Genomic DNA, 22931 nt, shown 5'->3' with positions numbered 1-22931 from the left:
TATGTCCCATGTGACGGAAGCACTACAACAAGGAACCTGCCCGCAGCAGGAAATCTCCTTTTCCTTGCCCGTTGCCTTTTTGCATACACACCCTACACTTAGGGAAAGACTGCATACATCAGAGTTTCCCAAGCAGGCGAGCAATGAAGCAAACATTATTTGATGTCACAGGCATGACCTGTTCCGCCTGCGTAAGCAATGTGGAAAAAGCAGTGAAGAAGCTGCCCGGCATAACCCGGGCGGAAGCCAACCTGCTGGGCAACAGTATGCTGGTGGAACACGACCCGAACCAGACCACAATGGAAGCTGTGCAGGCTGCCATTGAAGCCGCCGGGTACAGCGCCACCCCCCGCCTGCCCCAAGGGCACGGCGCAGCCCCTGCCCCGCAAAAAAACGGGTTCGACGCCAGCAAGGCCATTGCTGCCATGAAGCGCCGGGCCGTGGTTTCCTTCGGGTTTATGGTGCCCCTCATGTACCTGAGCATGGCCCCCATGATGGGCCTGCCCCTGCCCGCTTCCCTGGTGGGGGTGGAAAACGCCATTCCCATGGCCTTTACCCAGCTATTGCTGTGCCTGCCTGTGGTGCTGGTAAACAGTGCCTATTTCCGGGGCGGCTTCAAAGCACTTTGGCACCGTAGCCCCAACATGGACAGCCTTGTGGCGGTGGGCACTTCCTCTGCGCTCATTTACGGGATTTTCGCCATTTACCACATGGGTTGGGCACTTGGGGCAGGCAACCACATGGTGGCAGCCCACTACCTGCACGACTTATATTTTGAAAGCGCGGGCATGATTCTGGCCCTTATCACCCTTGGCAAAACACTGGAAGCCGTGGGCAAGGGCCGCACGGGCGCTGCCATTACCGCCCTGTTGAACCTGGCCCCAAAAACGGCCTTGCGCCTTCGTAACGGGCAGGAAGAAACCATTCCTGTGGAAGGAATTCAGCCGGGAGACACCCTGGCAGTCAAGCCGGGTTCCCGCGTGCCTGTGGATGGTATTGTGCTGCAAGGCACCTCTGCGGTGGATGAATCTGCCCTCACGGGAGAGAGCGTACCTGTGGAAAAAGCCCCCGGCGACACTGTTACCGGGGCCACGGTAAACACCAGCGGCTACATTGTGATGCAGGCCAAGCGCGTGGGCAACGACACCACCCTGGCCCAAATTATTGCCCTGGTAGAGCAAGCCGGAGCCACCAAAGCCCCTATTGCCCGCCTGGCAGATGCCATTAGCGGCATATTTGTGCCTGTGGTCATGGGTATTGCGGCCCTTACCTTTGCGGGCTGGCTGCTGGCTGGCAGCCAAGTGGAATTTGCCCTGGCCCGTGCCATTGCCGTGCTGATTATTTCCTGCCCATGCGCCCTTGGGCTGGCAACGCCTGTGGCCATTATGGCAGGCACTGGCCAAGGGGCCAAAAACGGCATTCTGTTTAAAAGCGCCCAGGCCCTGGAAGGGTTCGGTAAAATTCATACCATGGTGCTGGATAAAACAGGCACCGTCACTTCTGGCAAGCCAGTAGTAACCGACATTCTGCCCCTTGCCAGTGATGAACCCACCTTGCTGGCCCTTGCCGCCGGGGTGGAAGCCATGAGCGAACACCCCCTGGCCAAAGCCATTGTGCAGGAAGCTGCCACCAGAAATATTGCCCCCTTGCAGGCCAGCGGCTTCACCGCTCTTTCCGGCCTTGGGCTACGGGCTCAAACGCCCCTTGGCCTGTGCGTGGCTGGTAACTTGCGCCTTATGAACCAGCAAGGCATTAACACCGCCGCAGCAGGCACCCTGCCCACCACCCTGGCAGAAGCGGGCAAAACACCCTTGTACTTTGCCCTGAACGGCAGCCTTGCAGGCATTATTGCCGTTGCAGACAAGCCCAAGCCCAGCAGCGCCGCTGCCATTGCCGCCCTGAAACAGCGCGGGGTGCATGTGGTTATGCTTACAGGGGACAACGCCGCCACAGCGGAAGCCGTGCGCCGGGAAGTGGGCATTGACGAAGCTATTGCTGACGTGCTGCCCCAAGACAAAGACGCACAGGTACAGCGCTTTATGACCCAGGGCCACAAAACCGCCATGGTGGGCGACGGCATTAACGATGCCCCGGCCTTGGCCCGGGCCGACGTGGGCGTGGCCATTGGGGCAGGGGCAGAAGTAGCCATTGAATCTGCCGAGGTAGTGCTGATAAAAAGCGATTTGTGGGACGCGGTAACGGCCTTTGACCTTTCCCGAGCCACCTTGAAAAACATCAAAATGAACCTGTTCTGGGCTTTTTTCTATAACATTCTGGGCATTCCTCTGGCAGCAGGGCTGCTGTACCCGGCTTTTGGTTTAACCCTGAACCCCATGTTTGCCGCCGCTGCCATGGGCCTTTCCAGCGTGTTTGTGGTGACCAACGCCCTGCGCCTGAACCTGTTCCAAAAACCGGTTCCGCCCCAGGGGGTTATTGTGCAGCCCGCTGCAACACTCCCGGCAAGCACACAGGCAACAACACAGGGCAGTGTAACAACAGCACAGCCTGCCCCGCCTGCACCGCTTACATCTCGTAATTCCGCTCCCTTCCCCACCATGGCAGCAGTAAACGCCGCCAAAACGGCAGAAGGAACAGCAGAAGCCTGCCCCATTCCCATAGCAGGTCAGGCCCCCGGTCAGACTCCCTTTGGGCAAACCACACTGACCCCGCTGAATACAGTACAAACACAGCCCAAGGACGTTGCACCGGAAGACGCCCAATGGGTAATGACAGTAAATGGCATGACATGCGGGCACTGCAAGGCACGGGTAGAAAAAGCCCTTGCCACCCTGCCCGGAGTAACCGCCACAGTCACCCTGGAAACAAAACAGGTGCATATTGCCGCACCGGAAACAACCACTGCCGAGGCACTGCAAACCGCTGTGCAAGAAGCAGGATACGAGGTAGTAACCATGGAAGCAACACAACAAACCGCAACGGCCCAATGGACAATGACAGTAAACGGCATGACCTGCGGGCACTGCAAAGCACGGGTGGAAAAAGCCCTTGCCACTCTGCCCGGCGTCACCGCCACCGTAACCCTGGAAACAAAACAGGTGGCAGTAACTGCCCCCCAAAACGTGGATGCGGCAACACTGGAAAAGACGGTGACGGATGCCGGGTATGAGGTTATCTCAGTCATTGACTAACCACTGAAATACACAGAAACAACAACCGCCCATGCGCTACCAAAGCACATGGGCGGTTGTGAGTTTTTAGAAGGTGGTACGACTTGTTTTTATACGGCGTGGTTTGGTGCGGCGTGCCGCCGCCTCAGCCTGTGTTTCTTCTTTATGCATCTACTCCGCAAGGACTGGAAACGCGAGTTATTTCATTTAAGGGGCATCCAAGGTCCACAAGCCCTGTTCACGCCGCCGCGCTTCCATCGCTTCCAACAAGGTAAAGGGCACTCGCACCTGTGCCCCGGCATAGCCAAGGGCCACACCGGGTTTGCGTATACCGTGGTAGTCTGATCCACCCGTCAGCAATAAATCGTGGCGTTTGGCAAGGCGCAGGCAGGTGCGAATGTGGGCAGCGTTATGGGTGGTGTGGTAGGCTTCAATGGCACCAAGGCCACACTCCACAAACGTGGCAAGCATGTTTTCAAACACCTGGCGTTCTGTATGGGCCTGCAAAAAAGGGTGTGCCCAAGTTACGGTTGCCCCGGCCCTACGCAGCAAGCCAATGCATTCTTCAGGGGAAAGCAACGGGCGCGGCACATAGGCACGGCCCTTTATACCAAGAAATTTATCAAAGGCTTCATGCGTGGAAGCCACGTAGCCCTTGGAATATAAAGCCATGGCAATATGGGGGCGGCCCACAACCCCATCTCCTGCCAGGGCGTTTACCTCTGCCAAGGTCAGTTCCATACCCAAGGCGCACAATTTTTCCACAATATGCTGGTTACGCTGCGCCCGCCCACCACAGGAAACTTCCAGGGCAGCCACAAGTTCCTGGTTATTCCGGGGCACATAATAGCCCACAAAATGCAGTTCCCTGCCCTGCCACGCAGCAGCAAGTTCACACCCGCGAATACACTGCACCCCATGTTCCCTGGCGGCTTCTTCCGCCGCATCAAGGCCAGCAATGGTGTCGTGGTCGGTAAGGGCAAAAGCGCGTAGGCCACACTGGGCAGCCTTGCGGGCCAGTTCTGCCGGGGAATCAGTACCGTCAGAAGCAGTACTGTGGGTATGTAAATCTATCCATAAAGGGGGCATGATGCTCTTGCTCCTCTTGAAAGCCGCCGTGCGTCATGCTATGAGTAATCCATAGGGTGTGGCCCATGCCATGCTTTTCATGCTTCAACCTACCGTTATTCTCCACCAAAAACAAGCTACTTACCAAGGATTTCCATACATGGACGCTGATTTGCTCTCAATACTGGCCTGCCCGCGCTGCAAAGGCCCCCTTACCTTGTACAGCGGCACTGAAGGCCTTTTGTGCGCTGCCTGCCAGGTGGTGTACCCCATTGTAGACTCCATTCCTGTATTGCTGGTGGAAGAAGCCATTCCCCAGGCCCAATGGGACACGGGCAAGCGCCCCGGCCCGGCCTGCAAAGGGGAATAACCCTGAAGAAACGCTGATTTATTCCGTTTGGCGGCGTTGCTTCCCAAACAAAATAATTGTGTATTTCCAATAGGCTGATGGAACCAACATTCCCCTACAACCCGGCCTTTGCCTGCCAAGCAACATACTATGAGAATACTGGTATTTGGTGACATACACGGCAGCCTGCCCACGGCCCGGCGCATTGTGGAACTGGCGGTACAACACCGCCCCAACCAAATTGTTCTGCTGGGAGATATTTTATACCACGGGCCGCGCAATCCTATTCCGCAAGGGTACGACCCGCAAGCCTGCGTGCGTGAACTGACCCCCCTGGCAGAACGCATTATTGCTGTGCGCGGCAACTGCGACAGTGAAGTGGACATGAACCTGCTGCCCTTCCCCATGGCAGATTCCTTCACCTGGCTGTTTGCCGAAGGGCTGCGCATTTTTGCCACCCACGGGCACACCTATTCGCCGCAAAACCTGCCTCCCCTTGCCGTGGGGGACATTTTCCTTTCAGGCCACACCCATGTTCCCACAGCCAACATCCACAAAGGCATTGTGCTGTGCAACCCAGGCACCCTGACCAACCCCAAGCAAGACCACCCTGCCTGCTACGGCCTGTTTGACGGGGGTTGCTTTGCGGTTATTACCCAGTCTGATGAGGTATATTTGCGCCTGGAAGGCCTCTAAGGGAAACACTCAGTTATTCCGTTTGGCGACTTTCTTTCGCTCAGACGTCGTGGTGATGAACAGCCAGCGAAGCTGCCTGTTCCCTCCGCCCTCGCTCCACGGCTCGCTACGCTCGCGACTGCCGTCGGCTTTAGGGAGGGTTTCACGGATAATGATCTCTGGCAACTCTCATAAAAGCACAGACCTTGGAAACGCTCAGTTTTTTCGTCTGGCAAGGCGCAAGTTTTTTTAAAATGGGGGGGCCTTTGGCCCTGCCCCCCTTTAAAAAAAATGAAGCAACGCCGCCAGACGGAAAAAATCAGCGTTTCCCTACAGAATGGCTTTGCGGTAAAACACCGTATCAACAGCCATTAAGGGCACGCAAGCGGGCACTTCTTCCCGCGTAATACGCACAAAACCGTTACGTTCATAAAAACGATGGGCTGCCAAATAAACAGCCGTGGTGCCCAGGTACACATGCTGCATACCTGCTGCACGGGCATGGGCAAACAGTGCGTCCAGCAGGCGTTGGGCCGTGCCATGTTGCTTGCCACGAAACGCCGGGGCCACGAACATTTTACGCAAGGCCCCCACCCCCGTGCCCGCGGCTTTCAGGGCCAGGGTACCCACCACAGTGCCCCCCTGCAAGGCAACCCAAAAATTCCCACCACTCTGCTGGTATTCCTCGGCAATACGCTCAAGGTCTGGCTGGTCTTCACGCCCCACAGGCAGTTGGAATTCCCCCTGCTGGATGGACAAAATAAGCGTAATGACTGCCTCTTGATATTGCTGTGTATAGGGTTGAATTATCATGAATTTCTTCCTTTCACCGTTACATGCTGCCCTGCTGGGGTGTACATTTTCAGCTACTGTATAACGGTGTTTGCGGCTTTGGCAACCGGGGCATAGGCATGCACCGTGCTTTCGGTAAGTTCCTTGCCCACAAACAAATCATAGGCACACTGGTAGGAGGCAATTGCCCGTTGGGTCACTTCAGGCAAAGAAGGTCCTGCTATGTCTGCAAACAAAGGAGATAGTCTGCTGGCATCGACTTTTCTTCCCGGCTTCAACACAACCAGGCTTTCATTGGTGCGCAGGGCAACCAGTTGGTAGGTTGAAATCCAGGCCCGCCCTTCATTCTTGGGGAGTGTCCGGGCATCGGTACCAAAGAATTGAGAAATATACCCCCAGCCCAAACTGGCCAGCAAGGTTGGGGCAAGGTCAATTTGGCTACTCAAAGTATCTACCGTTTGCGGTTGGATAAATTTCGGGCCGTAAAGAATGCTCACAATGCCGTAGGCATCCGCCGGAACGTCGGTTTTTCCAGCAATGGCAGAAGGGTGGTCGCCAATAAACACAAAAACGGTATTATCAAACCAGGGCCGCGTTCTGGCTTCCCGCATAAATTCCCCAATGGCGTAATCCGTATACTGCACAGCGCCCCTGCGCCCTGTGCCGGAAGGTATTGCCACCTTGCCATCAGGGTAGGTAAAGGGCCTGTGGTTGGAGGTGGTAAGCAGCACCTGTTGAAAGAGCTTGCCTGCCGTGTAGCTTGCATCGGCAAGGGTCAGGCTTTGGGCATACAAATCTTCGTCGCACTGGCCCCAGGCATTGGAAAAAGTTTTATTCTCCGGGGCAAAGTCGTTCTTATCCACGGTGGTGTAATTATTGGCAGTAAAAAAAGCACCCATGTTGTCGAAAAAGCCAAGCCCGCCGTAAATAAACGACAAATCATAGCCTTTTTCGGCAAACACCGTGCCAAGGCTGAACAAATGCTCATTATCCGGCCGGCGCACAATGGAACTGCCAGGGGTGGGTGGCACACTCAGCATCACGGCCTCAAGCCCACGCACAGTGCGCGTGCCCGTGGACATCATGTTGGTAAAGGAAAGCCCCCCCGCAGCGAGTTCATTCAGGTTAGGGGTATATTCCCCCAGCCACTTGCTGCCCATGCTCTCCATAACCACCACAATAACATTTGGCTTTTTTTGCTCCGGCCCGGCCGCAACAACCCGCATCAGGCTGTTCCCCGCTGGGGCCATAAAAATGGGATCAGCGTCACGTATTTGCTGCTGCATCAAAGCAAATGCTGCCGCCTTGTCCATGGTTTTATAAAAGGCGCGGTAATCAAGCTGGTTGTTGCGGTACGCGGAAAACAACTCGTACAGGCCATTTTTGGCAAATTCATTCCACAAGCTGTTGGTGCGCACCGCAACGGGAGAGAACAACACAAACAGCAAAACACCTGCCCCAAATATGGCACCAGGGGCGGCAACACGGCTGCCCAGGGTGTTCCCCTGCAATGCACCCTGCAACAACACATTCAGCTTGGCCCGAATGCGCCGCACGCTTTTCAGCAACACATACGTGGAAATAACCCCTAGCGCAAACACGGTGCCCAGCAACGGAGCCATTGGGTATGATTCCATAATGTTATGCACCACTTCATTGGTGTAGAGCAAATAATCTACAGCAATAAAGTTAAACCGGGCGCTGAATTCATCCCAAAAAAAGTATTCGGCAAAGGCGGTAAAAATAAACACCAGTGAACAAGTGAAGAATATACCTGCGGTATATACACGGCCAATTGATTTTTTAAAAAACGCATTGCTCGGTAGTAAAAACAGCAACGCCGGAAGGGGCAACACAAACCCCAGGGTGGCAAGGTCGTTTACTATACCTTTTGCCAGGGCAGGCAACAAGGCACCAGAAAGGGCAAGGGTTTCGGGGAAGGCAACGAGCAGCGCAAACCGTGTGCAGGTGTTCACCACCAGAAACAAGACTGCCAGCAACCCTATATAATCCAGACGAAATTTGTCCAAAATACGCGCCAAACACAATTTCATATCTGCTCCTGCAACGAAAAAATGAGTGCATTGTGCATGCACCAGCATAAGCAGAGACCCTGAAAACTGAGACAATAGGTTGAATTATTGTGACAAACCGTAGTGACTGCTATGTGGTTATTGTAGTCCAAGCATACCCCCATAGCAAGAAATGATATTATAAACTTGAGCAGGCGCTCTCCCCTCTCTGGCAAACGTATAATACCTCACACTGCATCGCTGCATTCCAGTCATACAAAAGGGGGCAAAAGCCCCCTGTAATAAATAGCATCAACTTAGGAAATACTGAGTTACTCTACTTGCAGCCATGCCTGCAACGCCGCAATTTGGGCCGCCACAGGCTGCGGGCCAGTGCCGCCGGAAGTGTTGCGCCGGGCCACCGCCGCCTTGTGGGCAAGCACAGGGTACACGTCATCTGTAATAAGTGGGCTGATGTGCTGCAAGTCTGCCAGGGGCAGCGCTTCCAGGGTTACACCGCGTGCTTCGGCCAGGGCCACTGCCGCCCCGGTGTGGTGGTGCGCTTCCCGAAAGGGCATACCCTTGCCCACCAAATAGTCTGCCAGTTCTGTGGCGTTCAGGAACCCGCGCTCCAGGGCCGCTTCCATGCGCTGGGGCACAAACACCATGGCCTCCATCATTCCTGCCATAAGGGCCAAGGAAGCGCTTACAGTTTTATCTGTGTCCAGGAACGGTTCCTTGTCTTCTTGAAGGTCGCGGTTATAGGTCATGGGCAGGCCCTTCAGGGTGGTGAGCAGCCCCATAAGCGCCCCATACACCCGCCCTGTTTTCCCGCGCATCAGTTCTGCCACATCGGGGTTTTTCTTTTGCGGCATAATGCTGGAACCAGTGGCGTAGCCATCTGGCAGGCGCACAAAGCCAAAGGCCGGGTTGGCCCAAATAATCAGGTCTTCACACAGGCGGGAAAGGTGCGCCATTATCAGGGAAGCCCCGAACAAGGCTTCCAGGGCGAAGTCCCTGTCGGAAACGGCGTCCATGCTGTTGCTGAACACCCCTGCCATATCAAGCTGTTCTGCCACAAAGGCGGGGCTTAAGGGGTAGGTTGTGCCTGCAAGGGCCGCAGCCCCAAGGGGGCACACCCGGGTGCGCTTGTCGCCATCTGCAAGGCGGTCAAAGTCGCGCCGGAACATGGCGGCATAGGCCAACAGATGCTGGGCAAGGCTTACGGGCTGGGCAGGCTGCAAGTGGGTGCAGCCGGGCAGCAGCGTTTCCTTATGGGCATCTGCCGTGGTTACCAGCACCGCCACAAGGTGGCGCAACAGGTGCCGCCATTCCTGGGTGCGGGCCGAAACAAACAGCCGGAAGCCAAGGGCCACCTGGTCGTTACGGCTGCGGCCCGTGTGCAGTTTTTTGCCCACGTCCCCCACCAGCTCTGTCAGGCGGCTCTCAATGTTCATGTGCACATCTTCCAGGGCCACCTTCCATGCAAACGTGCCCTGCTCAATTTCCTGCAAAATGGCATCAAGCCCAGCGCAAATCTGTTCCGCTTCCGCCGCCTGCAACACGCCCTGCCGGGCCAGCATACGGGCATGGGCCTTGGAACCTGCAATGTCTTGCCGGTACAACGCCCTGTCGTAGGAAACACTCTCCGTATATTCTTGCACCAACGCATCTGTGCCAGCGGCAAACCGACCGCCCCACATCGTTCCTTTATTACCCATATCTCCCCCTAATTAAGGAAACGCTGATTTTTCCCGTGCTCCCATAAAAGACGCTTTGCACCATATAAGCAAAAGCCGCGCATTTGCAGCACAGCGCCAAAAGCACTGCCCATGCAAAGCGCGGCACCATAACGCCTTTGAGAGAAACGTCATCTTCCCTATAAAACCACGAATCTTGGTAAACGCTCAGTTTTTTCGTTTGGCAAGGCGTGATTGTTTTTTATAGGGGGGGTGGGCTCTTTGGCCCTGCCCCCCTGTAAAAAACATGAAACAACGCCGCCAAACGGAAAAAATGAGCGTTTACCGAGCTTTGTAGCCCTGAATACGCAACCCATTTAAACGGATGAACCCGGTGGCATCGCCTTGGTTGTACACTTCGTCGCGTTCAAAGGTGCACAGGTCCTGGCGGAACAGGGAGTAAGGCGACTTGCGCCCCACGGGGTACACGTTGCCCTTGTACAGCTTCAGGCGCACAACGCCAGTAACGCGGTGCTGGGTGGCGTCAAAAAAGGCCTGCATGGCTTCACGTTCCGGGGCATACCAGAAGCCGTTATACACGGCAGCCGCGTAGGCCGGAATCATGGTATCGCGCTGGCGCATCACTTCGCGGTCAAGGCAAATGCCTTCCAGGTCGCGGTGAGCAGCGTGAATAATGGTACCGCCGGGGGTTTCATACACACCGCGGGACTTCATGCCCACGAAGCGGTTTTCCACCAGGTCAATGCGGCCAATGCCATGGCGGCCCCCAACTTCGTTGAGGGTACGAATAAGGGCAGCGGGGCTGAGCACCTTGCCATTCACAGCCACGGGGTTGCCCCCTTCAAATTCCACCTCAATATATTCTGGCGTGTTGGGTGCTTTTTCCGGCGGCACAGTCATCATGTAGCTGCCTTCACCCGCTTCCTGCCAGGGGTCTTCCAGTTCGCCCCCTTCAAAGCTCAGGTGCAGCATGTTGCGGTCCATGCTATAATGCTTGGAGCCTGCGCTTAACGGAATGCCGTGCTTTTCCGCAAACGAGGTCAGGTCGGTACGCGAACACAAATCCCACACGCGCCAGGGGGCAATTACTTGCAGGTCCGGGGCCAGGGAGTTAATGGAAAGCTCAAAGCGCACCTGATCGTTGCCTTTGCCAGTGGCACCGTGGGCAATGGCGTCTGCGCCTTCCCGGCGGGCAATTTCCACCAGTCTTTTGGCAATAAGGGGGCGGGCAATGGAAGTGCCCAGCAGGTAGCGCCCTTCATAAAGGGCCCCAGCACGGAACATAGGGAAAATGAAGTCTTTGGCAAATTCTTCGCGCACATCTTCCACAAAGGCTTTCACGGCACCTGTGGTCAGGGCTTTTTCTTCAATGCCATCCAGCTCTTCTTCCTGCCCAAGGTCGCAGGTAACGGTGACCACTTCACACTGGTAGGTATCTTTAATCCACTTCAGAATAACGGAAGTGTCCATACCGCCAGAGTAGGCCAGCACCACTTTCTTTATCGCTTTACTCATTTGAAACATTCCTTCTTTGTTCTTGGGTGGGCAGGCTGCTTGCAGCCGCCCTCTAAATTTTCAGAAACTTTGCTTATTCTTGGGTGAACACCCATTCAAGAATGGCCTTTTGCATGTGCAGGCGGTTTTCCGCCTGGTCCCACACAATGGAAGACTGCCCTTCAAACACCTCTTCCATCACTTCCTCGCCCCGGTGGGCAGGCAGGCAGTGCATAAAGCAGGCACCCGGCGCAGCCTTGCGCATAAGGGCTTCATTCACGGAGTAGCGGGAAAACACCTTCACGCGCTCGCGCATTTCTTCTTCCTGGCCCATGGAAGCCCATACGTCGGTGTGCACGTAGTGCGCACCAGCCACGGCTTCTTCAGGGTTTTCCATAAGAAATACGTTTGCCCCACTGGCAGCGGCTTCTGCCAGCAATTCAACGTCTGGCCCAAACCCTTTGGGGCAGGCAAGCTTTAAGGTAAAGCCAAACACCATGGCAGCTTCCACCAGGGAATTGGCCATGTTGTTGCCGTCGCCCACCCAGGCTACCGTAAGGGAAGCAAGGTTCGGGGTGCGCTCATACATGGTAAGCATGTCGCTCATTACCTGGCAAGGGTGGCCTTGGTCGGTAAGGGCGTTCACCACGGGAATGGAGCCAAAGGCCATGAGTTCGTCCAGCTTTTGCTGCCCAAAGGTACGCACCACCATGCCGTCGGCATAGCGGGAAAGCACGCGGGCAGTGTCGCGCAGGGGTTCGGAACGACCAAGCTGGCTTTCCATGGGGGTCATGAAAATGGTTCCCCCACCAAGCTGGCGCACGGCTATATCAAATGAAATTCGCGTTCGGGTAGAGGCTTTTTCAAAAATCAGCATAATGGTTTTACCGTGCAGCAAGCTGCTGGTAAAACGGCTGTCTTTCATGGCCTTGGCCCGGCGAACCAGGTGCATGCCCTGCTCCGCGTTAAGTTGGCGAATGTGAGTGAAATGTTTGGTCATGCGCTTCTCGCAATAGCTACGGGGCATAGCCCACGATGAATCAACACCAAACGCATACCATAGAAGCACACGGCCTGTTTGTAAAGTGGCAACACGGGCTTTTTGGGGGAAAAGACGCCGGGCAGGAGAAAGGAAGCAACCTTACAAACGCTGAAGCCAGAAAGACCCTGAATCACTCTTGCCTAAGGAGGCATTTTAGGCTACATCCCGCAAAGCAACTCCGCTACCTTACCCCAACAACACGCACACACGGGCCGCAAGGCCATGCCTTGCCGCTTGTTGCGGCTTTTCAGATACCAACGCTGGTTGTATCTGCAACTGGTATACAATGAGAGTGCGACAAAGGAGCATTGGTTATGCGTATTTTCCTTTTTGCTCTGCTTTTTATGCTGCTTGTGCCCCAGGCAGCCAACGCTCAAAAGGAGTTCCCTGTGATTGAACTGCACACCACAAAAGGCGTGATTGTTGTTGAACTGAATACTGAGAAAGCTCCGGTAACGGCTGCCAACTTCAAGCAGTATGTAGAAGACGGCTTTTACGACAATATGATTTTTCACCGCGTTATTAGCGGCTTTATGGTTCAGGGCGGCGGCATGACGGCTGACATGAAAGAAAAAGCCACCCGCGAACCCATTACAAACGAAGCTGACAATGGCCTTTCCAACGACAAGTACACCCTTGCCATGGCCCGCACCAACGACCCGCATTCTGCCAGTGCCCAGTTCTTCATCAACACCAAGAACAATGCCTTCCTGAACCACTCCTCCCCCACCATTCAGGGCTGGGGTTATGCTGTGTTCGGTAAAGTGATTGAAGGCCAGGACGTGGTGGACGCCATTGAAAAAGTTGCCACAGGCAGCAAGGGCTTTCACGACGATGTGCCTGTTGAGCCTGTTATTATTACCAAGGCTGTTGTGCGCAAGTAACGCGCCCGCACTGTGTTTCCCGCCGCATGTTGCTTGGTTTTTTCCCGGCCCATGCGGCGGTTGTTTTTCTCCAAGCAGCCCAAGCGGAGAAAGCCTATAGCAGCCGCGAACAAGCCCTGCCTAAAGCCTCTACGCCGGGGGGGGGAGAGCCTTCCCTAAAGCCGACGGCAGTCGCGAGCGTAGCGAGCCGTGGAGCGAGGGCGGAGGGCGAAAGCGGCTACGCCGCTGAAGCATCTCCACGAAGCCCGAGCGAAGAATAGTAGACGGCAGTCGCGAGCGTAGCGAGCCGTGGAGCGAGGGCGGAGGGCGAAAGCGGCTACGCCGCTGAAGCATCTCCACGAAGCCCTAGCGGAGAAAGGAAAAAAGAACGCCATGTTTCCAGAGCGCCCCCCCTGCGACTATTCCCGGAAATTGTTTGCCATGCTGGTTGTGGTCAGCATGTTTCCGTATTTCCAGCAAATCAGCCTTTCCACCGTTATGGGCGACGTTGCCGCTTCCCTTGATGTTTCCATGCAAGACATGGGCTGGCTAGGCATGGCCTTTTCCCTGCCCTATGCCTTTATGCAAATTCCGGCTGGCATGCTCACAGACACCTTCGGCCCCAAGCGCTGCATGGTTACCGCCCTTGTGTTGGCTGCCTTAGCTACCGTGTGGTTTTCATTTGCCACCACATTTTCCAGCGCCCTTGCCGCCCGCATGGCAGCAGGGTTTGTTATTTCTGTGGTGTTTATACCCAGCGTGAAGCTGCTGGCCATGTGGTTTTCCCCTGGTAGTTATGCGCGGGTGCTGGGGTGGCTGTTCACCCTTGGCAGTGTGGGCTACTGGCTGCCCACAGCCCCCATGACCTACCTTACAGCCCTGGTGGGCTGGCGTGGCAGCTTTATCGTGGTGGGCATTCTTACCTTTGCCTGCACTATTATGATTGCCCTGGGTGTGAAAGAACGCACCACAGAACCCAACCTGCCTCCCACAGCAACAAATTCCCGCACAAAAATGTACCAAAACCTTACCCGCCTCCTGCGCCACGGCGGGTTGTGGCGCATTGGCATTTGGTACAGCCTTACCTGCGGCGCCTACTTTTCCTTTATGGGAGCCTGGGGGGGGCAATACCTTGCCCAACTGGGGCTGGAACCCACCCAAGTGGGCTGGGCACTTACCCCGGCAGCTTTTGCCCTTGCCACTGCACCCTTTTTCACCTGGTTGCATGAAAAAGGCCTGTCCTTACAAAAGGCCATGTCTCTGCTGGCCTTTATGCAGGCTGCCACCACCCTGCCCATGCTGTTCAACTGGTTGCCCCCTTCGGTGTGGGTGCAAGCTGTGGCCCTTTTTCTGTTCAGCACGGCGGGCATTGGCGGGGCAGCCATAGCCTTTGCCTCTGCCAGAAAACTTTCCCCACCCGGCCTTGAAGCCACCAGCGCAGGCTTCGTGAACATGTTCCCATTTGTTGGGGGCGCAGTGTTCTACCAGGCTGCCGGAACCATTACCCATGCTTTAGGGCTTGCCTCTGGCCCAGCGGCCTTGCTCTCCCTTACCTTGTGGCTGTATGTTGGCGCAACGCTTGTTGCAGGGCTCATTACACTGCGGTTGTCTATACCAGAGGAACATGCCCCGCAGTAAAGAACTACCCTTGTCAACCAGCCCTGCGTAAAGTACATTGGCAGGCGCTTAACGAAATATATTAGGGAAGCACTGATTAATTGGTATTTTGGAAACGCGCAGTTATTTCGTTTGGCAAGGCGCAGCTTTTTTTGAGGCGGGTGCTGACAATTCCGCAGGAAAGCGGAATTGGGAACCGCGCGCAGTGCGGGAGCCGAAGGCCGAGGCCCAGGACGGGCCGAGTCAACTCTTTGGTCCTGCCCCGCTTCAAAAAAAGCAAGTAACGCCGCCAAACGGAATAAATCAGCGTTTCCCCAACAAAACCCCATGGGATACTTCATGACCGCCTCATACCCCATTCGTCCTGCTGTTCTTGAATTTACCCCCTATACGCCGGGGCTTTCCATTGATGAAATCAAAGAGCGTTACGGCCTTTCCCAAGTGGTGAAAATGGCCAGCAATGAAAACCCCCTGGGCACATCCCCCCTGGTGCAGGAACGGGTGTGCAAGGCTGCTGGCACCATGTTCCGCTATATTCAGTCTGGTGCACCGCGCCTTGTGGAAGCCGTGGCCCATTTTTTTCAAGTGCCCCCTGCCTGCGTGGTGCTGGGCAATGGCTCTGATGAAGTCATAGACCTGCTCATTCGTGCCTGCCCCACCCCCGGCATACACAACGTGGTTACCTGCACCCCGTGCTTCAGCCTGTACACCCTGCAAAGCAAGCTGTGCGGCGTTGCCCTGCGTGAAGTGCCCCTAAACCCGGACTTCTCCTTCCCCTGGCAGGCCATGCGCGCTGCGGTAGACGAACACACCGCCCTGGTGTTTATTACCACACCAGACAACCCTTCCGGCTTTTGCCCCCCGCGGGAAGAAGTGCTGGCCTTTGCCGCCAGCCTGCCCCCCACCTGCCTTTTGGTGGTGGATGAAGCCTACATAGATTTTTGCGAAAACGAACAGGAAAGTTCCCTGCTGCCCCTGCTCGCCACCCGGCCTAATGTGGTGGTGCTGCGCACCTTTTCCAAAAGCTTTGGCCTTGCAGGCATGCGCCTTGGTTTTGGCGTTATGCCGCAAAAGCTGGCAACCTGCCTGTGTGCCATCCGCCCGCCGTTTTCCGTAAACATTCTGGCAGAAATTGCCGGAATAGCGGCATTGGAAGACACCACCTTTCGCGCTGCCACCATGCACACCGTAAAAACAGGCCGCGCCTATTTGCAGGAACAGCTCACCGCCCTTGGCTGCACCGTGTTCCCCAGCCAAGCTAACTTCCTTATGTTCCGGCTGCCCCAGGGCTGCACCAAACAGGCCAAAGAAGTGTTTGCCAGCCTGCTGGAGCGCGGCATTATCATTCGCCCCCTCAACAGTTACAACCTTGCCGACCACTTGCGTGTTACCGTGGGCACAGCGCAAGAAAACGCCCTGTTCGTACAGGAACTTACCGGGGTACTGCGCCATGCATAGCCCCCTTGTGGTTACCCTGGACGGCCCCGCCGGAGTGGGCAAAAGCACCCTGGCCCGCAACGTGGCAGGCCACCTTGGCATTGCCTACATGGACACAGGGGCCATGTTCCGCACCATTGCCCTGGGGCTGAAAGAACATATTGACACCGCACAGCGCTGCCTAACCCTGCACGGCCCTGCCCTGGAAGCGGCCCTGCACCAATTTACCTTTGCCCTGCAAGGCAACGGAGAAACAACAACCTTACTGTGCAACAATCGCCCCGTAGGTAATGAAATTCGCAGCGAAGAAGCAGGCCTCATGGCGGCTGCTGTGGCTGTTTCGCCGGAAGTGCGTACCTTTTTGAAAGCGGCCCAGCAGGCCCTTGGGGCACGTTTTTCCCTGGTGGCAGAAGGGCGTGACATGGGAACCGAAGTGTTCCCGCAAGCTGCCTGCAAAATCTTTTTAGATGCCTCCCCTGAAGTACGGGCCAAGCGCCGTTTTTTGCAATTGCAGGAAATGGGCTCCCCAGCAGATTTGCCCACCCTGACAGCCCAAATTGCCCAGCGTGATGCCCAGGACAGGAACCGGGCCATTGCCCCCCTGCGCCCTGCCGCCGATGCGGTCATTATTGACACCTCAACTCTTTCCCTGGAAGAGGTCTTCCAGACCATTTTCCAGGCCGTGCAGGCCAAAGCCCCTGGGGCTTGCCCCCAGTAAGGTTTGCGCCCCAAGGCGGGGCTGCTGTGTTTACCCGCACCAGCCCCGCCTTGGGCTACTTTCGCCACCTTACCAAGGAGCCACCATGATTCGTGCGTTTGCCCTTGCCCTGTACCTTACCGCTGCGTGCCTGCTTATTGCTGGCCCACCAGCCCTTGCTGCCGCCCCTGCCAAGAACACTGCGCAGGGCGTACCTGCCAGTACTGAACCTGCCCTGCCCCTGGGCCTTTCCCAAGCAGCCCTGCGCAAACTGTTTGACCAGATTGTGCGCACAGGCATTGGCCGCGACGGCATTCCTGCCCTGAACAACCCGCGCTATGTCACGGTTTCCGATGCCAGCCTTGCCATGGACGACAATGAAGTGGTGTTTGTGGTATTTTACCCGGAAGGACGCATTCGCATATATCCCCAGCGCATTCTGGTGTGGCATGAGGTGGTGAACGATGTGCTGCCCGACGCCGCGGGCAACATACCTCAGCCCGGCAGCCCGGAAGCAGCTGGCAAAGCCTACACCATAAGCTACAGCCCGCTTACCGGCACAGTAACAGCCTTTCGCTCTATGGCGGGGCAATACCCTTCCTCCTTCGGGGTTACGGGCGACTTGCTGTTCAACAACAGCGTGCTGTACGACCGCATCAGCCTGAGCCAATGGAGCCAGTTGCTGGCCCTGTGCATTGATGGCCCCCTGAAAGGCAAACGCCTGGAACGCATTCCCGTGCTCTGGGCCACCTGGAAAGGGGTGCGGGAAGCGTATAACGGCAAAGCCGAAGTACTTTCACGCGCTACAGGGCACAAGCGCACCTATGGGCGCGACCCTTACGGTTCGTACCAGTCCACAGGCACATATTACGACAACTCGCGCCTTGTGCACCCGGTAGTTACCCTGGACACCCGCCTGCCTGCCAAAAAACGTATTTTAGGCATAGAGCAGGAAAGCATTCGCGGGGCAGTGCAGGTGCAGGAAGTAAAAGACAACATGTTCCTGAACTTTACCATTGGCATAGTGCCCATGGTGGCCCTGTATGACAAAGACCTGGACGCCGTGCGCGTGTTTGACCGCAGGCTGGATGGTGACGCCCGCAACGTGATGAATTTTTCTTTTTTTGAAAACCAGTTTGTGGACGAGGCCACCAAAAGCCAGTGGACACCAGCAGGTGAATGCACCTATGGCAGGTATAACGGCAAACGCCTTACCCCGGTGCTGGCCATTGATTCCATGTGGTTTGCCTGGGCGGCCTTCCACCGCCAAACCATGGTATTCCCCCCTATTACAAGGCAATAGCCTAAAAAAATGCAGATCTATTCCTGAACGAACCCTGCCCTCCTGCCCGCCTCTTCTGCAAGCCCCCTGTTTCCCCTGCGAAACAGGGGGCTTGTGCGTGTAATGCCATAAGAATGGCACCCCCAAGCCATGATGCAACCCTGCAACATTGCACTCTGTTCTTTCCGCCCTCATGCTTGGCATACCTCACGGTCCTTTCCCTCATCAGGCAGCGCCCCCTAGAAGCACTTCTTTGAAGGGAGCATGACAGCACACATTTATTGTGAAATCGGTCACAATAGTTCAGGCCTATGGCATGGAACTTTTGCATAGTTGCAGCCTTGCACCACAAATAAACCTCATCATTTAGGCCAATTATAGTAATCCATATTCATTTCTCAGTAAGCGCCAGCAACATCTGTTGCATTTTTGCACCAAAAAAACTGAAAGAACAACAACACAAACAACACTTAACACTATAAATTAATACGCTTTTTCAAAAAAATAACTCATTGGCACCATAATTGCTCTATTTGGAACAAGCAAAGCAGTGCACCTTGCTGTTCACATTTTTGGGAACACGTGCACGCAAGCAAATGCCCTTTTCGCTCAGGGAATCCGCGCTGCCCCGCCAACGCCTTCACAAAAAGGTGGTGTCTGGGAACTCCTCACACCACCTTGCGCAATTGTTCCAAGGTGCTTTGCTGCGGGCACGCCCCGTGTTCACCTGTTTTCACCCCGGCCTTGCAGGAACATCATAACCCGTACTTTTACCGCTTCAGGAGAGAAAAAATGAGTGCTGAACCTTGTTGTGCATGTTTATCTCCGCACGAAAAACGCCTTCAGGACAAAATTGCAGGTAAAGAAGACACTTACCGCAACACCCCTGCCCACGCCAGAGTATTTGAAATTATCGACAGCTTTGATGGCAAGCAGCCCATTATTGACATTGAGCGGGCCAAGTTTTTTACCGAGTCCATGAAGCAGACAGAAGGTGAAGCCCTTGTGCTGCGTTGGGCAAAGGCCATGAAGCACATTGCCGAAAACATTTCTGTGTACATAGACGACAAGCAACTGCTTGCCGGGCGCTGCGGCTGCCAGGGCCGTTATGGCATTTTGTACCCTGAACTGGATGGCGACTTCCTGGGCCAGGCCGTGGAAGACCTGCCAAGCCGCAAAACCTCTCCTTTCAGCATTAACCCCAAAGACATTCCTACCGTGGTGAACGACATTGCCCCCTACTGGAAAGGCAAAACCTACCACGAAGACCTGAACATTCACCTGCCCAAAGATACCCACACCCTGACCTACGATGACCCAGAAGGGCTGATTTCCCGTTTCATCGTGAACGAAACATCTTCCTTCCGTTCTTCCCTGCAATGGGTGCATGACTTTGAAAAGGTACTGAAGCGCGGCTTTAATGGCCTGAAGCAGGAAGCCCTGGACAAACTGGCGGCCCTTGACCCCTTCTCCCCCACAGACAACGTGGAAAAAAAGCCCTTCCTTGAAGCCATTGTTATTGTGAGCGATGCCATTATTTTGTGGGCCAAGCGCCACGCTGTGCTTGCCCGTGAAATGGCTGCCAAAGAAAAAGACCCCAAGCGCAAGGCCGAGCTGCTGCTTATTGCTGAAAACTGCGAATGGGTGCCAGCCAACCCTGCCCGTACCTTCCATGAAGCAGTGCAGTCCCAGTGGTTTGTGCAAATGTTTTCCCGCATGGAGCAAAAAACAGGCACCATCATTTCCAACGGCCGCATGGACCAATACTTCTACCCCTACTACAAAAAGGACGTGGAAGAAGGCCGCATGAATGAAGACAAGGCCATTGAGCTTATTGAGTGCATGTGGGTGGGCATGGCCCAGTTTATTGACCTGTACATTTCCCCTACAGGCGGCGCCTTTAACGAAGGGTATGCACACTGGGAAGCCGTTACCGTGGGCGGGCAAACCCCAGACGGGCGCGACGCCAGCAACGAACTTTCCTACCTGTTCCTGCGCTCCAAGCGTGAATTCCCCCTGCACTACCCAGACCTGGCAGCCCGTATTCACGCCCGTGCCCCTGAGCGCTTTATTTGGGAAATTGCGGAAACCATCAAAGAAGGTTCCGGCTTCCCCAAACTCATTAACGACGAAGAAGTTATTCCCCTGCACCTGGCAAAAGGCGCAAACTTTGAAGAAATATACGACTACGCCGTTTCCGGTTGCGCTGAAATTCGTATGCCCAACCGCGACACCTACACCAGCGGTTGCGCCTACATTAACTACGCTGCTGCCCTGGAAATGACCCTGTACAACGGGCGCATGAAAAAGTTTGGCGACAAGTTGCTGAGCTTTGAAACAGGCGACCCGCGCAACTTCACTTCCTGGGAACAACTGTGGGATGCCTACCTGAAGCAGCAACTGAACTTCATCAAGCATGCCTTTATTCAGCAAAGCATCATCATCAAGCTGCGGGCACGCCACTTTGCAGCCCCCATGGGTTCTGCCCTGCACGACTTGTGCATGAAGCATTGCCTTGACCTGCACACCCCGCAAATTCCCGAAGGTATTAACCTTGGGTACTTTGAATGCATTGGCTACGGCACGGTAACAGATTCCCTGGCAGCCATTAAAAAGCTTGTGTTTGAAGACAAAAAAATTACCCTGGCCCAAATTATTGAAGCCATGGAACACAACTTTGAAGGGTATGAAGACATCCAGGAAATGCTGCGCAACTGCCCCTGCTACGGCAACAACGACAACTATGCAGACAGCATTGCCAAAGAAATTGACAGGGTTTCCGTAGAGTTCACCAAGAAGTACGCCAAAGAGCTGGGCGTGTTCCTTGATTTGCGCCTGGTGCCCTTCACCTCTCACGTGCCCTTTGGTAAAGTGGTTAGCGCAACCCCCAACGGCCGCAAGGCATGGTCGCCCCTTTCCGACGGTGCTTCCGCTTCCCACGGGGCAGACCGCAACGGCCCCACCGCCGTTATGCTTTCCAACTTCAACTCCAAAAACTACGACCTGCGTGAACGCGCCGCCCGCCTGGTGAACATCAAGTTCACTCCCAAGTGCGTTGAAGGCGAAGAAGGCACCGAAAAGCTGGCTTCCTTCATTCGTACCTTCTGCGACCTGCGCCTGTGGCACGTGCAGTTTAACGTTATCAACCGCGACACCCTTGTGGCTGCACAGCGCGACCCTTCCAAGTACCGCAACCTCATTGTGCGCATTGCAGGGTACAGCGCATACTTTGTAGACCTTTCCCCTGACCTGCAAAACGACCTGATTGCCCGTACCGAGCATACCACCGTTAACTAACACCACACGGCCAGGGGGCATACAGCCCTCTGGCCGTGCTTGATTCCATTTTCAAGTAAAAATTGCGTTTTTCCTTGGAGAGCCGCTAACGGCGGCCCAGCCGCCTTGCTCCTCCAAAACCTTCGGTTTTGGTCGTCTGCTTGGGCAGGCTCCGTTATACCAATTCGGCAGTATTTACTTGGAACTGATATAACATGGCACAAACACTCCAGAAACACAGCGAACCAGGCAGGGACCATGCTCCACATAGACGACACAAAACAAATGGGAACCATTTTTAACATCCAGAAATACTCTGTGCACGATGGCCCCGGCATACGCACCCTGGTGTTCCTTAAAGGCTGCCCGTTGCGTTGTTCATGGTGCAGCAACCCGGAATCGCAAGTGTTCACCCCGGAGCTGGCCTACAACCCCGGCAAGTGCCTTGGGCAAGATAAATGCAGCCGCTGCAAAAACGTATGCCCGGAAAATGCCATTGGCTTTGCGCAAGATGGCAAGGCTGCCATTGACCGTGCACGGTGCACACACTGCACGGAAAACTGCGTGCCCCACTGCCCTGCCCTGGCTCTTATTACTTATGGGGAAAAGCAGAGTGTTGCCACAGTGATTGATGCCGTGGAGCAAGACAGCATGTTCTACACCCGCTCCGGCGGGGGCCTTACCTTAAGCGGGGGCGAACCCCTGGCCCAACCCGAATTTTCCCTGGCCCTGCTGCGTGAAGCACGCAAGCGCCGCATTAAAACAAGCATTGAAACGTGCGGCTGTACTTCCCTTGAAGTGATGGTGGAAGCCGCCAAATTTCTGAACAGCATGATGTTCGACATAAAGCATAGCAACAGTGAAAAGCACGCCGCTGCCACCGGGCATGGGAACGAAAAAATTATTGCCAACTTTCTCGCCGTGGCAAAATTATTCCCCAACCTGCCCATAGTTGTGCGTACCCCTGTCATTCCGGGCTTTAACGATGACGAAGCCTGCATAACCGGCATTGCCAGCCTTGTGCGTGAAGCACGGCAAAGCAGACCCCTGGATGGTGCAGGCATTACCTACGAACTGTTACCCTACCACAGGTTGGGCACCCAAAAGTATTTATTCTTGGGGCGGGAAGCCCCCCTGGGGGATGCCACCCTGGATACTAGCGTGTTTACAACGCTGGCCCGGCTGGCTGGTGAAATGACCAAAGCGTAATTGTTTGTAAATAGATTCAGGCATGTGCCTTGTGTTTTGGAAACGCGGAGTAATTCAGTGGTTCCTTGTAAAGCATGAACAAGGCGGAGATGCAGCATGAACAAAATGGTTATAAATATTCTGATAACCTTCCTTATGGGAGGCGCGACAAAGCGCACATAAGGTGGGGGGGGTATGGGTAGGCGCGTCTGCGGGCAGCTTTGCTGACCGCACATCTCCACGCAGCCAAAACCTTCCCTAAAGCCGACGGCAGTCGCGAGCGTAGCGAGCCGTGGAGCGAGGGCGGAGGG

At 55.3% G+C, this 22931-nt stretch carries 16 protein-coding genes; 10 read left to right on the top strand and 6 right to left on the bottom strand.

The window, feature by feature from the left end; genetic code table 11:
- The first annotated feature begins 143 nt into the window (after positions 1–143).
- On the top strand, positions 144–3149 hold the full coding sequence (locus tag G497_RS0106485; protein ID WP_027187551.1) for a heavy metal translocating P-type ATPase: 3006 nt from the start codon (positions 144–146) through the stop codon (positions 3147–3149).
- Between the two features lie 186 nt (positions 3150–3335).
- Here G497_RS0106485 and G497_RS0106480 read toward each other — a convergent pair whose 3' ends face one another.
- A complete protein-coding gene (locus tag G497_RS0106480; RefSeq protein ID WP_027187550.1) occupies positions 3336–4217 on the bottom strand; it encodes a PHP domain-containing protein in 882 nt (293 codons plus the stop codon).
- Between the two features lie 139 nt (positions 4218–4356).
- Here G497_RS0106480 and G497_RS0106475 point away from each other — a divergent pair, with 139 nt between their 5' ends.
- Together G497_RS0106475 and yfcE are read left to right on the top strand one after the other, a co-directional pair.
- Positions 4357–4566, top strand: a complete 210-nt coding sequence (locus G497_RS0106475) for a Trm112 family protein (RefSeq protein WP_027187549.1) — start codon at positions 4357–4359, stop codon at positions 4564–4566.
- 129 nt (positions 4567–4695) lie between these two features.
- Complete coding sequence (gene yfcE / locus G497_RS0106470) at positions 4696–5241, top strand: phosphodiesterase (protein WP_027187548.1); 546 nt, start codon at positions 4696–4698, stop codon at positions 5239–5241.
- A gap of 309 nt (positions 5242–5550) precedes the next feature.
- On the opposite strand, the gene G497_RS0106465 is transcribed toward yfcE, so the two are convergent.
- From G497_RS0106465 to argF, 5 genes are all read right to left on the bottom strand, one after another.
- The gene (locus G497_RS0106465; protein ID WP_027187547.1) at positions 5551–6033 is read right to left on the bottom strand and encodes a GNAT family N-acetyltransferase; all 483 of its coding nucleotides are present in this window, start codon (positions 6031–6033) and stop codon (positions 5551–5553) included.
- 53 nt (positions 6034–6086) lie between these two features.
- Positions 6087–8066 carry an LTA synthase family protein gene (locus G497_RS17065; RefSeq protein WP_051257904.1) on the bottom strand — a complete coding sequence of 660 codons (1980 nt, stop codon included), beginning with the start codon at positions 8064–8066 and terminating at the stop codon, positions 6087–6089.
- 290 nt (positions 8067–8356) lie between these two features.
- Positions 8357–9745, bottom strand: a complete 1389-nt coding sequence (gene argH / locus G497_RS0106455) for an argininosuccinate lyase (RefSeq protein ID WP_027187546.1) — start codon at positions 9743–9745, stop codon at positions 8357–8359.
- Positions 9746–10045: 300 nt separating this feature from the next.
- Entirely contained in the window at positions 10046–11239 is a 1194-nt protein-coding gene (locus tag G497_RS0106450; protein ID WP_027187545.1) for an argininosuccinate synthase, read from the bottom strand.
- 73 nt (positions 11240–11312) lie between these two features.
- On the bottom strand, positions 11313–12218 hold the full coding sequence (gene argF / locus G497_RS0106445; RefSeq protein ID WP_027187544.1) for an ornithine carbamoyltransferase: 906 nt from the start codon (positions 12216–12218) through the stop codon (positions 11313–11315).
- Between the two features lie 356 nt (positions 12219–12574).
- Between argF and G497_RS0106440 the strand changes: the two genes are divergently transcribed.
- From G497_RS0106440 to hpsH, 7 genes are all read left to right on the top strand, one after another.
- Positions 12575–13144 (top strand): peptidylprolyl isomerase, encoded by a 570-nt coding sequence (locus G497_RS0106440; RefSeq protein WP_211228746.1) that lies wholly within the window; start codon positions 12575–12577, stop codon positions 13142–13144.
- Positions 13145–13516: 372 nt separating this feature from the next.
- On the top strand, positions 13517–14761 hold the full coding sequence (locus G497_RS0106435; RefSeq protein WP_027187542.1) for an MFS transporter: 1245 nt from the start codon (positions 13517–13519) through the stop codon (positions 14759–14761).
- A 318-nt stretch (positions 14762–15079) separates the two neighbouring features.
- Positions 15080–16198 carry a histidinol-phosphate transaminase gene (gene hisC, locus G497_RS0106430; protein ID WP_027187541.1) on the top strand — a complete coding sequence of 373 codons (1119 nt, stop codon included), beginning with the start codon at positions 15080–15082 and terminating at the stop codon, positions 16196–16198.
- On the top strand, positions 16191–16895 hold the full coding sequence (cmk, locus tag G497_RS0106425) for a (d)CMP kinase (protein ID WP_027187540.1): 705 nt from the start codon (positions 16191–16193) through the stop codon (positions 16893–16895). Before hisC ends, cmk begins: the two co-directional genes overlap by 8 nt.
- Before the next feature lie 85 nt (positions 16896–16980).
- The gene (locus G497_RS17060) at positions 16981–18177 is read left to right on the top strand and encodes a DUF3179 domain-containing protein (RefSeq protein WP_051257903.1); all 1197 of its coding nucleotides are present in this window, start codon (positions 16981–16983) and stop codon (positions 18175–18177) included.
- Positions 18178–18948: 771 nt separating this feature from the next.
- A complete protein-coding gene (hpsG, locus tag G497_RS0106410; protein ID WP_027187538.1) occupies positions 18949–21453 on the top strand; it encodes a (2S)-3-sulfopropanediol dehydratase in 2505 nt (834 codons plus the stop codon).
- 237 nt (positions 21454–21690) lie between these two features.
- Positions 21691–22641 carry a (2S)-3-sulfopropanediol dehydratase activating enzyme gene (hpsH, locus tag G497_RS0106405; protein ID WP_027187537.1) on the top strand — a complete coding sequence of 317 codons (951 nt, stop codon included), beginning with the start codon at positions 21691–21693 and terminating at the stop codon, positions 22639–22641.
- The last annotated feature ends 290 nt before the right edge of the window (positions 22642–22931 follow it).

Origin of the sequence: Desulfovibrio cuneatus DSM 11391, from assembly GCF_000430005.1 — a bacterium.
Lineage (GTDB): Bacteria > Desulfobacterota > Desulfovibrionia > Desulfovibrionales > Desulfovibrionaceae > Frigididesulfovibrio > Frigididesulfovibrio cuneatus.
The sequence above is the reverse complement of the archived record's forward strand: the minus strand, read 5'-3'. Positions and strand labels throughout refer to the sequence as shown.